The organism is Thermopirellula anaerolimosa, assembly GCF_054657335.1.
Map to the genome: position 1 here is coordinate 603700 of NZ_BAAHYX010000004.1, position 12994 is coordinate 616693.

The window sequence follows — 12994 nt, forward strand, 5'->3', positions numbered from 1 at the left end:
TTTGGGCAGGCTTTTGAGGTGGGTGTTGGTAGGTGAGATTGTGGTAGGTTGAAGCTTCGTGGTTCTTAGTTCAGTTTTCGTTCATCGCGACCGGGTTGACGGCGGCGGGGGCGAGGGCTTCGTTTCGCAAACCTTCCAGGAACCGCTTGGCCGCCATGTATTCCGCCGCAGGCATCTGTCGGATTTGGGCACGCAGCAGTTCCGCCATGCGATCGGTGGCCGTCTTAACCTTGGCGAAGAACACGCTGTCGGCTCCGCTGTCGCCGGGTCGTTGGGCGGCGAACAATCCCTCGATCTCTTCGCGAACGGCGGCGTAGCGATCGTCGAGGAGGCGGTCCGGCCAGTGGATGACCTTGGTGACCGGATCGAATTCCGTGACCGTCAAGCGGTTCATGGGCTTCTGCACGGTCATCGCGGCGGGCTGAGCGGCGTGCTTGCTGTCGCCGGGGCTGGGGGTCTGTCGCAGCGCGAAATAGGTGTCCCGGGCTTGCCGACGATCGTAGAAGGTCTTGGTGTGCTTCAGGGCGTTATCCATCCGCATGGATTGCACTTCGGTCATGGTCTTGGCGATTTGTGCCTGTTGAGCTTGGGCGTCAGAGATCGCTTTGACCATCGCGGCCTGGGCCTGGATGAACATGGCTTGAGCCTTGACCATTTCGGCATCGTTGCGAACCTCTTGGATGGTATACGAGGTGGGCTTTTGGGCGAGGGCGTGGCCAGCGATCAGGGTCAAGGCGGCGACGGCAACGCAGCAACGGGTGGCGATACGAGTCATGGCAATTCTCCTTTGTGGAACGAAAAACCTCGTCAAACTTCCGGCGAAGAACGACTCTTCGCCCTTCGGGGACCGCGTCCAGTGATCGCCTTCAGGCCGGCGTTTCTAGTGTAAATACACTAGTCCTATTCGCTGTCGGCCTTAGCTTCGTGAAGGGGGCCTCACGGACGCACGATAAACTCGGGGAACCGCTACAGGTTGTGGCTGGGTGCTCCGCTGGGAGCGACGGGAGCCTGTATCTCCCTTGGGGGGCGCCCGGATGATTGCCGGGCCTTACGGGTGGGACTTCAGGGGGGAGGTTGAGATTTCACGCTCCGCCCGCCGCGGCACAAGCCGCCAGGATGCTCCTATTTGCCTCGCACCTCCTTTCTCGCGGCGCATGTCTAGTGTAAATACACTAGACAGACTACGAACCTCGTCGTACTTCCAACAAACTCACTTTTCCGAGACCGCAACGGTTCAACCTTTCCTAGTTCCGCCGTTGCGACGTCCTCTTTCTAAGAGGCGGTTGATCTGATCCTAATTTCGGCGGGCGTCATCCTGCGTTAATGCGCACGCCCGCTTATGCTCCTCGGTATCCGCGGTCCGTGCCGTCGCAAACTCGCTGCGGCACGAATGTGGGATTGAAGCGACGGGTCAGTCGTCGTCCCGCATCCTTGCACCCGCGGAGGGTTTCATGCGGTTTTGCTTCCGAACCGGCGTGTGTCGGAATCGCGCCTGCGATCGTACCGATCGGCCGACTCCTGGTCACCGCTTGGCGTCGCCGTCACATGCGATCATCAAGGCGAACCTGCTGGGTAGGAAGCGTCAGGTGGGTAAAGGTTGTAGGTAGGATGTCGTATTAGGCAGGAACGTTCGTCGCGGCGGGTGCTCGCCGAAAACTCATGAAGTCGAGTCACCTCTTCCGCGATCATTAGCTCTTGCGATATACCGAATGGCTGGTTTCATCGCAAGACCGATTGTGCGTTTCTTTCCTTTTATTCGGGCGGTGCGAGACCTCGGGTTCAGGAAATCTTTGTCGAGGAATCGCGTTGCATCGTCCCGTGTTTCTCACGATTTCGGATAGGCCTTCAAGCCTCGTTCGCTTTCAAATCGTACAAGGCGGTCCAAGATTTACCGAAAGAAGGCCGCAGCCGCAAGGCGGAAAACCGACAAAACCGCTGTTTCGTTGCGGGGGTCGCCGGCGAATGTCGTGACATTCCGCGGAGCGCCGTCGCTATGAAGGACTCCTCGCCGGCGAGTATCGGCCGCCGCAACCGAGGCGGTGGCGGATGTGCAAGAGGTGGGAGCAGCGTGTCGCGAAACGTCGTAGGGAAAATCAAGGATGGCCCGCGGGTGCCGCAGGAATGAGTCATCGTATCAAGCGCAGAGACCCCCTATCCGGAGGGGTTGATGGGTCGATTTCTTGAAATTCGTCGGTAAAATGGTGGTGGATCGGTACGATTTACCCGTGACGCACGAAAGAATCGTGACGAAATCCTACCCACGACTACCCACCTGACGTAGACAGTCATACCCATTCCCCGCCTTTAGCCTTCATTGATAACGGATTGGGGTATTCCGCAGCACGCCAATCATGGATGGCGGCGCGGCGTTGAGTTCGGAAAACGGCGTACCGATAGCCGTATTCTTTCAATGCCGTCGGGAAAGGATTGCCCGGATCGCTTGGATGCCCGGGAGGATGCGGCGCAACACGGCGTCCGCACTCACCGATAGCTAGCAGGAGCGATGCCATGGGCTGGAACCAAGACGTCATGGGGGCCGACGGATCGGTCGTTTCTTCGCGGACGGAGACGGAAGAGTTCGTGGCCCGGTTCTCACGGTGCCATGAACGTTTGTTCGGATACATTTACAGCCTGGTACCGCACGAGCAGGACGCCCGCGACATTTTCCAGAGGGTCAGCCTGTTGCTGTGGAGAAAGTATTCCAGCTTTGATCCGGAAGCCGACTTCTTCGCTTGGGCGTGCGGAGTGGCTTATTACGAGGTGCGTAACTTCTTCCGAGTCTCCGCTCGCAATCGTCTGCAATTCAACGATGAACTGCTGAGTACCTTGGCGATCGAAAAAGCACGCCGCGGTTCCGAGGACCGCCGATTGGAGGCACTGCAAGAGTGCTTGGATGAGTTGCCGTCCGCGGAACGCAAGTTGTTGATGGAGGTCTACGCGGACGGTCGCCCGATTCGCGAAGTCGCCGAGCAACGCGGCAAGGCCGCACAGACCGTTTACAATCGGTTGAATCTTATCCGTAGAAAGCTGTATGCAAGAATGCAGCGGGCTTTGACCGAGAATTAAAGGTCGGGCCGAGGGTTTCCCAAGAATCCATCCCAGGGGGATATTCTGCGCCGAGGGTGCGCGCGTGATAGGTGACGGTTGTCGGGGATGTGCCGACTCCGCAAGGGATGACGATGATGCTGTGTGGCAAGATGAAAGAAGAATTGCTGGTTCTACTGGAGGCGGTCGTCAATGAGACGATCTCGCCCGCCCAGCACCGCCGTTTGGAGGAAATCCTGACCTCCAGCGCGGAGGCCCGTAGCATCTACCTCGACTACCTGGACATGCACGCCGGTTTACGTGCCGTGGCGATGGGGCAAGGCGAAGAGCGGCAAGTCTCGCGGATTGTCGCCATGGTGGAGGCGGAAGCATCAACGGCCGGGACGGCTTCGCGAAAAAGGGCGGCTTTCTCGCGTCCCTGGGCGATGGTGGTCGCGGCGGGCGTGGTCCTCGCGGTTCTGGCGGGCTGGTGGCTCGGGAAACTCGCGGGGAAGGCTCCGGCAACCGGGCAGCCGAAGGCGCCGGAGCACGTCGCCACCATAACGCGTTGGGCGGGCACGGTCGCCGAAGATTCGCTGCTACCCTTTGAGGGTCGGCGGCTTTCGGCCAATGATGTCTTGGCTCTGACCGACGGCAATGCGGAAATCATGTTCGACGGCGGGCAGCACGTGGTTTTGCAGGGCGAGACCCGGTTTCGAATCGAATCGGCGAGCAATGCGGAACTGATGCTGGGTCGCGCCTTGGTTCGGGCGGACCAAGCGGCGGGGCGATTCCGCCTGCTGGCGGGCGATGCCGTGTATGCCCACGGGGCATCGGAGTTCAGCATCGAAGTCGGGCCGGATGGTACCAGCGCGCTGCATGTTCGCTTGGGTGAAGTCCGCCGCGAGCGAATCTCGGAGGATGGCAAAAGGCGTCTCTCTCGCGAGACTGTGGTGGCGGGCCATGCCCGGGTATTCCCGCCGCAAGCCGAGACAGGCTCCCCGATTTCGTTTGAGCCGGAACGCTTTGCCGATGTTGGTTCCGCCCCGTCGGTGACCGGTACGGATGAGGTTTTGGCGGAGGAGAACTTCTCCGCGGTGTCGCCCGATCCCGTCGCCTTGGTGGCGGCGCGGGGCGCCGAGTTCGAGGACGGGCCGGGTTGGAGCGGGCGGTGGGTGGTCGGACCGGGCGACGTGCCGAACATTCTGGCCGATCAGTGGTTCGGTTCGACACGCAACGGTCTTCGTGGATCGCCCGGCGTACTAAGCGTGGAGGGGCAAGCGGTCTTCCATCGCCGACTGGCGCGGGCTTTGGTGTTCCATCGCAATTCCGTGTACTACTTGGGGTTCATCGTAAAGTGGGATCGCGCGTCGGGAGGGCAAGGCGGATGGTTTTCCGTCAGCCTGGATGCCGCCGACAACCCCAGAACGGATCCGATTACGGTGGGCCTTTGGGTCGATCGGCAATTGGTCTTTGCAAGGGCGGAGCAAACGGCCGTTCGCAGGGCGATTCCTTTGGAGACCGGGCGGGAGTACTTGTGTCTCGTCAAGCTCGCCGCCGACGAGCAGGGGCGTGCGGAGGTCTTTGTGCGGGTTTTCCCCGGTGAGCAACCGCCGAACGACATCGAACCCGAAGCCTGGAACCTGGTCTTCCGAACGGTTCTGCCGGAGTCGCTGCCGGATACCGTGCTGTTTCGCGTCGATACGGCGTCTCGCTGGTATCTCGATCACCTGCGATTGGCCAAGACATGGCGCGGAGTCGTGTCGCCATGGTTGCCAAGCCGGTCGACGGGCGAGACGATCACCACGGTTTCGCCCCATCCGCACACCCGATTGGTTCGCAATCCGTGACCGTCGCCGCCCCTCCGGATGTCTTCGAAGGACGAAACACCTCTTCTTGCAGGCATTGGGGGAGCCGAGGCCTCATTGGCAATTTCTTTTTTTCGGCCAAAATGAAGGGAACGACCGCGGTGCGCGGTCTCCGATAGGTAGCCCCATGCGCAGAGCTCCCGTGCGAGCCTGAAGTTCTTCGCTCATCTTCACCCTTCCACCGAATTATGCCGCAAAACCCCGCTAACCAACCGTTCCCGTCGTACTCGCATGAATCGGTCGGCGCGATGCGCTCATCCGAATTACGGGACTTCTTGCTCGGTCGCACGAACTACGAAAGGACGGTTCCGGGCGGAACGTCGCGCAACAAGATTTTCAAATTGAGCCGAACCCGGGAACTGCTCGATCGACTGGGGAACCCCGATCGCAGGTATCCCGTGTTGCACATCACGGGAACGAAGGGCAAGGGATCGACGGCAGCCATCGCGGCGGGGATCTTGCGAGCGGCGGGCTATCGCGTCGGCGTGTTCACGTCGCCTCACTTGTTGCACGTGGAGGAGCGATTGGCTGTGGACGGGCATCCTTGCCCCCCGGACCTGTTCGATCGGCTGATCGAGGAAGTACGCCCGATCGTGCTGGAAATGGACTCGGCATGGGAAAGCATGGGAGAGAGCGGTCCCACCTATTTCGAGATATTGACGGCCCTGGCGGCAATCCATTTCGCGCGACAGGGCGTCGATCTGGCCGTGCTGGAGGTGGGACTGGGCGGCCGATTGGACGCAACCAACGTGTGCCGACCCGCCGTCTCCGTCATTACCTCCATCAGCTACGATCACACGGATATTCTGGGGACGTCCCTCAAACAGATCGCTTGGGAAAAGGCGGGCATCATCAAGCGCGGGGTTCCCGTGATCAGCGGCGTTACCGATTCGGAAGCGAGAGATGTCATTCGCCGGGTTGCCGCCAAACGCGGGGCGCCCTGGATCGCACACCCGGAGCACCTAACCTTTCGTTATCGTCCGCCGCGCCACCTGGAACTGGGTGATGGTCGCGGTTGGGTTGAGGTGGAAATTCGCCTTCCCGACGAGTCTCCGGTTACCGTTCAGTCGGAGTTGCGGTTGGCGGGGGAGCATCAAGCGCGGAACGCCATGCTGGCCGTTGCCACCGTGCGAAGATTGCAGCGGGACTTGGGGATTCGCGTTCCCGTAACGGCTTATCGAGAGGCGCTGGCGGATGTCGTCGTGCCCGCACGAATCGAAGTGGTGCGGCGGAATCCGGTCGTCGTGATGGATGCGGCGCACAACGTCGCCTCCGTGGAGGTGCTGTGCCGAACCCTGCACGAGTGCTTCGACGCTCGCCGAAAATGGGCGGTTTTCGGGACCACTCACGGAAAAGACTACGAGGGCATGCTGCACGTGCTTGCACCTCATTTCGATCATTTCGTGCTCACCCAGTACCACGGCAACCCGCGAATGTTGCCGGTGGATATCTTGACGACCGCGGCGAGTCGCATCATGCCGGGACGTTTCACGGTGTGCCCGGACGCGGCGGAGTCGTGGCGACACGTTTGTGCAGTCGCCCACTCCGACGATTTGGTCTGCGTTACGGGATCATTCTTTCTCGCCGGCGAGATGAGCCGCGTCCTGCAAGAGGCCGGGTCTTGAGTAGGCTTGGCTTTAGCTCCGCAATCGCAGCACGGCCTGCTTGGGCGAGGGGGAGGGTCTGCCGCCGATAGCGTGTTCCTTCATTTGCAGCCGTTGCCGTTGCGTCGCCGGCGCAGTAACCCCCCTCCCCTATTCTCGGTTGCCACTGGACCTCACTTTTGGCCTTGCGAAAAACCATCGTCTGCTTGCAATTGACGGCTCCGACGATCACATTGTTGGGGTAAGGACGCGGTTTCTTTGCGAAAAAAGCTCCGTCCACGAGCGAAAACCAGGGAGATTGCCGATGCGAGCGACGTTGACGGTTGTAATCCTCTTATCTTGCGCATCGCTGGGATTTTGCACAGCGTTGGGGTTCTCGGACGAATATCCGAGAGAAACGGTGGTTTTCGCCGAAAAAGAAAACGGCTATTTCGCCTATCGCATTCCCGCCGTGTTGACGGCCGCCGACGGCTCGGTCTTGGCTTTTGCCGAGGCCCGCAAGTACAACCTGTCCGACCCCGGTGGGAAGGGGCAGGACATCGATTTGGTCGTGAAGCGGAGTCGGGACGGCGGGCGAAGCTGGTTGCCGATGCAAGTCATCGAGGACGCGGGCGAGTATTGGTCCGCCGCAAATCCCGCCCCGTTGTTGGATCGACGGACGGGCCGCGTGTGGCTGTTTTATGTGCGCTGCGAACCGGGACGCGGCAGCCACGAAGCTCGACCGGGCACGGACGACGTCCGGAATTTGATTCGCTTCAGCGATGACCACGGTGCAACTTGGAGCGAACCCATCGACGTCACGCGTACGGCGCGGGACTACGACGATCCGCAGTGGCGCGTCACGATACCAGGCCCGGGCGGCGCCGTCCAATCGAGCACCGGGCGACTCATCGTGCCGTGCTGGAAGTACGCTCCCTATCGCAACTTCACTCTGTATAGCGATGATCATGGTAAGACATGGCAGCGCGGCGAGATCCTGCCCAACGAGGAGGGCGCCGATGAGTCGCAATTGGTGCAACGATGCGACGGGGTGTTGTGGATGGATTGTCGTCAACAGACCGGCCCGCGGCGTTTGCTCTTTGAGAGTCGCGACGACGGAACAACATGGGCCCCGATCGGTCCGGGACAAGCGGTTACGCCCGTGATGTGCGCGGTCGAACGACTCACCTGCCGAGCGGACGGAGGCGATCACAACCGCATTGTTTTTTCGGGACCGCGAGGACCGGGACGAAAGGGTCTGACCCTGTGGACCTTGTATGACGACGACCGAGAATTCAAGAACCCGCGATCGATTTCGGATGGCCCCGCCGCCTACTCGGATTTGACCGTGTTGCCGGACGGAACGCTCGGCGTGCTCTGGGAAAAGGGCACGGTGCATCCCTATCAGCAGATTGTTTTTACCTGCGTCAATCTCTCTTGGTTGGAACCCAAGTAGGCCGAAGGCGACTTGGGTGAGTTCGAGTTTCGAACTTCGCCCGGCGAGACGAGAGCATTCCGGATGGCAAAAGCGCTCGCGAGAGCGGAAAAAGATCGCCTTACATCCCTGGGATCTATCGAAAGGATGAAACTTCATGAACACGACGCGACGGCGTTTTTTGCAGACTACGGGCGCGACAATGGCGGCGGGGATGTTGCGTACGAGCGCGGATGCGGCACCGCCGACGACGGCGGGCGGCGGACCGGTCACCGGTCCCAAGCATCCCATTCGTTTGGGTGCTCCCGTCTTTCATGCCCCCAAGGATCCCGCCGAACTGGCTCGCCTACACCGTGAACAGGGCTATCGGGCCGCCTATTGTCCGCCGGTGGGAATTCAGGAGACGGAACGACTTCGCGAGATTCGCGAGGGTTTTCGGCAGCACGACGTGGTGATCGCGGAGGTCGGCGTCTGGTGCAATCTGCTGGATGCCGATCCGCAAAAACGAGCGGAGAACATGCAGCGCGTCATCGACGGCCTGGCGATAGCGGAGGAGGTGGGCGCCCGATGCTGCGTCAACATCGCCGGTTCGTTCAATCCGACGGTCTGGTTCGGGCCGCACCCCAAAAATCTATCCGACGAGTTCTTCCAGGCGGCGGTCGAAAATGCCCGCCGCATCATCGATGCGGTCAAGCCGAAGCATGCCAAATTCGCCTACGAAATGATGGGTTGGTCTTTGCCGGACAGTCCCGATTCCTATCTTCGCATGATTCAAGCCGTTGACCGCGAAGCCTTCGCCGTGCACTTGGATCCGTGCAATTTGGTGAACAGCCCGGCGAAGTTTTACGACAACACGGGCTTGCTCAATGAGTGCTTCGACAAACTGGGGCCTTGGATTGTCAGTTGCCACGCCAAGGACCTGAAGTGGGAAGTGGAGATGAACGTCCATTTCGTGGAGGTAACCCTGGGGGAAGGGGAATTGGATTACGTGACGTACCTTCAGCGTCTCGCGACGCTGCCCGCCGACGTTCCGCTGATGATCGAACACATGAAAGGTCCGGCCGAGTACGAAGCCTCGAAGAACTATCTCTTCGAGGTCGCCAGAAAGGCCAATGTGTTGTTCGAGTACGTGCAATAGTCGCCGACAAGGCCGCGAAGGGCCGAAATGTGCGCGAAGGGAGATACGTCCATGGCGCCCAGTCACATCGATCGATCTCGGCCAAGCGTGGAACAACGGCAAGCCAGGTTTGCGTTGCCGCCGTTGGTATGGATCGTGTTGCTGGGCGGTTTCGGCTCCGCGTGTCTCCCCGACGAGTTTCTTGCGGCCTCGGCCCAAGCCCCCGCGGCGAAGAATCTCTCGCAGTGTCCGGGATTCGCGCCGCAAGAGGGTCTCCGCCCGACTGAGGTCTGGACCGTCTTTCAGCCTGCGTTTTCTCCGGCTCAAATCCGTCCCACCTTCGAGGAAAGGGGAGTTATTTGGGAGTCGCCGGACCGCCCGTTCGCCGTGGGCGCGATTTCGCAAAGGATTGATGGGATTCAGGGTGGGCGTTCGTATCTTCTCCAACTGAGCGGAACCGCCTGGAATCTGAAGGAACCGGTGCAGAGGACCGTCTTGGCTCGCGTGACGTTCTTGCGGCAAGGGAAGCCGACGCACCCGGCGGGAATGCTTGCGCGGGAATGTCAGGTATCGCAGGGAGGGGCCGATACCACCGTCTCGTTCACGTTGAGAGACGTATTCGCGGCTCCCGAGGACGCCGACGGCGCGGAAATATCGCTCGAGATCAAGTGGCTCCGCGGCGGGCGCGTTCGGTTGGAAAACGTGGTCTTTCAGGAAACCGCACCGGTCGCCGGACGGACTGTGAAAATCGGCACGATCCATTTCCGACCGCGAAACGGTTCCCCGACATCCAATCTCGAGCGGTTCGCGGAATACATCGACCGCGCGGGACAATTGGGGCTGGACGCGGTGTGCTTGGGCGAAGGTATCACCGTGGTGGGGACCAACGAGTCGATCGCCGACGTGGCGGAACCGATACCGGGGCCGTCTACCGAGTATCTGGGGCGATGTGCGGCGAAAAACCGACTGTGGGTCGTGGCGGGATTGTACGAGCGTGACGGAAGCACGCTGTACAACACGGCCGTGCTCATCGATCGTCAGGGCAATCCGGCGGGAAAATATCGCAAGGTTCACCTGCCCCGTGAGGAATGGCGGCAGGGTATTACGCCGGGCGACGATTATCCGGTCTTCCAAACGGATTTCGGTCGCGTGGCGATTCAGATCTGCTACGACTGGTTTTTCCCCGAGGTGGCCTCGATGTGGCGAATCCGTGGCGCGGAAGTGGTCTTTGCACCGACATGGGGCACGACCTTTCCCGACCAAGAGGGACGCGTGGAGGGGGAAAACGTCTTTCGTGTTCGAGCGCGAGACGGCGGGTTTTTCCTGGTTGCCTCCGTCTATGACGGCAGTAGCCTGGTGATCGATCCCCTCGGGCGGGTCTTGGCTCGTAATGACGGCAAGGAAGGGGTTTTTTGGGCGGAGGTGAATTTGGAAGATCGCCATTCGCTACCGTGGGTGGGCGATTGGCGAGCGATCGGACCGCGACACCGAATGCCGGAAACTTACGGTCCCTTGACGGAGGCGACGGATATCCCGCGATGATACGTACGGTTCTTCGGCCGACCGTCATGGACCGGCGTGCATGATGGGATCGCGTCGGCTTATCGTTCGCGGGCGGGAGGGTGCGGCGAGTCATACGAGAAAGGCCGAATTAGCGGAGATGAGGGCCTCGCTTGTCGGCGAGGTTGGGGTTGGGAGGAAGACCAGGACAAGGGAGGGGAACGATCATGACCAAGACGGCCGTCGTGACGGCTCAGCAGCGCTGGGAGTACCTCTACACGGTGCGGCGATCCGAATTGGCGCTGCAAGATGAGTTGAACGAGTTGGGACAGCAAGGTTGGGAGCTTGTCGGCTTCGAATACTACAAGGACGCCAAGGGTGTCATGGGGTGGATCGCGTTTTTGAAGCGTCCAAGCGCGGGAGGAAAGCCGGCGCCTGCCGCCGGTGCCTCCGAGACATCGGAGCACGAGACCGGCGCACACGGCGGTAATCATGCCGTAGCAGAAGACGACGTCTTCGACGTGAAGCAGGAATGAAGAGCGGGCGCATCGCGGATAAGACGCCCTCGCTTTATCCGCAGTGCCGGGATCGTCGCCGTCTTCGCATTCCCCGGATCGAGTCTGCGCCGTGGGGATTCCGAGGCAAAGAACAGCAAAGGAAAAACCATGAAGGGCCGGTTTCAAGGAATGTGCCGCAGCGGTATTGTACTCGCGTCCTTGACAATGTTTGGTGCGCTCCTCTGCGCGGCAACCTCGGCCGCGGGGGAAGAGTCGGGGGCGAAGGGCGGCGCGGCTTCGTACCGTACGATAGAAACTCCGCCCGCCGCGAGGTATTTCACCTGGCCTTCGGATCCGCCGCCGGATTGTCCTCTGCCTCGTTCATTCGACTTCGTGGAGATCGGTTTTACCGGTTGTCACGCAGAATACACCGCGGCTGACACTTGGTACCCTTCCTGGGCGGCTGACGACAGGCTCTATTCCTGTTTCACAGATGGGACGGTGAATGACGTCACGGCCATTTCGGGCAACGGCGATCGGGCCGTCGTGGGGCACGCGGTGATCGTCGGCGACGATCCGCTGCGTCTTCGGGTAATCGACCCGGGCGTGATTCCCGGGTCCGCCCTGCCGTATCACGGTCGATACCCCTCGGCAAACCTCTTTTACAAGGGCGTATGGTACATCGGCACCTACGGTTTAGCGCCCTCGGGCCGAGTCGAACACGAAGGTGTGGCGTACAACTGGCCCTGGCTGGGACCGCTGGTTGGGTTCCACATTTCGCGCGACGGCGGTAAGACCTGGACGCCGTGTCCGCACTCGCCCGCGGCCCCCCTGTTTGGAGAATCCGGGCTGGAAGGCGGGCCGGTCAAAATCGGCGCCGCCCATGTGGTCGACTTCGGTCGTGAACTGGAGCACTCGCCGGACGGCAAGGTGTACCTTGTCTCTCACGGAGCGTCGCGAGGGCCGGAGAATCGCCGCTTTGGCTACAACAGTTGGATCACCGGTGACGAGATCTACCTCATTCGCGTTTCGCCCGGGCCGGATTCTCTCAATGACCCGAGGGCTTACGAGTTCTATGCGGGGGACGATGAGAATGGGCAACCCCTCTGGAGCCGAGACTTTTCGGCCATAAGACCGATCGTGCGTTGGGACGACAACATGGGGTGCGTGACGATCACCTACAACGCCCCGTTGAAGAAATATCTGATGTGCGTGACCGATGGCACGAACACGGCGGGTTTCTTCAACAGCTATGCCTTGGAGGCCGATCGTATCACCGGACCTTACCGCGTGGTCAAATACTTGCACCACTTCGGCGAGCAGGCCTATTTTTTGAATTTGCCCTCGCGATTCATTTCTCCGGATGGTCGCACGATGTGGCTTTGTTACGCGGCCAATTTTGCCCCCAATTGGAATGAGGCCAAGATTCGCTCCAATCCCCCGGGAAGCCGGTACGGTATGTGCCTGCAAGAGATTCGACTGATCTCTTCGAGTGAGCCGCGTGAGGATTCGCCCTGGACTTCTCCTCGCAACGCGGCCCGCCGTGCCAAGATCAGCGTCAGTTCCGTTCATCCCGATTATCGGGCCGAAGCCCTTTGCGACGGTTCGGCGGCGGGTTTTCCCAACAGCCCGGAAACGGAATGGGCCAGTCGCGGAGAGGGCGAGACCGCCTTCCTACGATTGACTTGGGATGCCCCTGAGACGATCGACCGGGTTTGGCTGTTCGATCGGCCGAACGACCTCGATCAAATCACGAGCGGCATGCTGGTTCTCAGCGACGGAACGACCATCCCGGTACCGTCGCTGCCCGACGGACCCGAGGCGGGCCTGGAAATCGCATTTACCCCACGACAAACCACGTGGCTGGCATTCGTCATCACTGCCGTCAAGCCCGAAACGCCCAACGTGGGTCTGGCCGAGATCGCGGTGTTTAACCCTGCAAGCAAAACCGGGGGCGAGTGAAGGACGCT

At 60.7% G+C, this 12994-nt stretch carries 9 protein-coding genes; 8 read left to right on the forward strand and 1 reads right to left on the reverse strand.

The features are described from left to right. Positions 1–70: 70 nt before the first annotated feature. Entirely contained in the window at positions 71–775 is a 705-nt protein-coding gene (locus tag ACYQ6J_RS02935; protein ID WP_460182700.1) for a hypothetical protein, read from the reverse strand. A gap of 1733 nt (positions 776–2508) precedes the next feature. Here ACYQ6J_RS02935 and ACYQ6J_RS02940 point away from each other — a divergent pair. The 8 genes from ACYQ6J_RS02940 (at position 2509) to ACYQ6J_RS02975 (ending at position 12986) form a co-directional block, all read left to right on the forward strand. Then, positions 2509–3066 (forward strand): sigma-70 family RNA polymerase sigma factor, encoded by a 558-nt coding sequence (locus ACYQ6J_RS02940; protein ID WP_460182701.1) that lies wholly within the window; start codon positions 2509–2511, stop codon positions 3064–3066. A 71-nt stretch (positions 3067–3137) separates the two neighbouring features. Beyond that, positions 3138–4874, forward strand: a complete 1737-nt coding sequence (locus ACYQ6J_RS02945; RefSeq protein WP_460182702.1) for a hypothetical protein — start codon at positions 3138–3140, stop codon at positions 4872–4874. Between the two features lie 266 nt (positions 4875–5140). Further along, complete coding sequence (locus ACYQ6J_RS02950; protein ID WP_460182703.1) at positions 5141–6517, forward strand: bifunctional folylpolyglutamate synthase/dihydrofolate synthase; 1377 nt, start codon at positions 5141–5143, stop codon at positions 6515–6517. A gap of 283 nt (positions 6518–6800) precedes the next feature. Beyond that, the gene (locus ACYQ6J_RS02955) at positions 6801–7931 is read left to right on the forward strand and encodes a sialidase family protein (protein WP_460182704.1); all 1131 of its coding nucleotides are present in this window, start codon (positions 6801–6803) and stop codon (positions 7929–7931) included. A 136-nt stretch (positions 7932–8067) separates the two neighbouring features. Beyond that, positions 8068–9048 (forward strand): sugar phosphate isomerase/epimerase family protein, encoded by a 981-nt coding sequence (locus ACYQ6J_RS02960; RefSeq protein ID WP_460182705.1) that lies wholly within the window; start codon positions 8068–8070, stop codon positions 9046–9048. Positions 9049–9099: 51 nt separating this feature from the next. After that, the gene (locus ACYQ6J_RS02965; protein ID WP_460182706.1) at positions 9100–10569 is read left to right on the forward strand and encodes a carbon-nitrogen hydrolase family protein; all 1470 of its coding nucleotides are present in this window, start codon (positions 9100–9102) and stop codon (positions 10567–10569) included. 185 nt (positions 10570–10754) lie between these two features. After that, positions 10755–11063, forward strand: a complete 309-nt coding sequence (locus ACYQ6J_RS02970) for a hypothetical protein (protein ID WP_460182707.1) — start codon at positions 10755–10757, stop codon at positions 11061–11063. A 462-nt stretch (positions 11064–11525) separates the two neighbouring features. After that, positions 11526–12986, forward strand: a complete 1461-nt coding sequence (locus ACYQ6J_RS02975; protein ID WP_460182708.1) for a DUF7402 domain-containing protein — start codon at positions 11526–11528, stop codon at positions 12984–12986. The last annotated feature ends 8 nt before the right edge of the window (positions 12987–12994 follow it).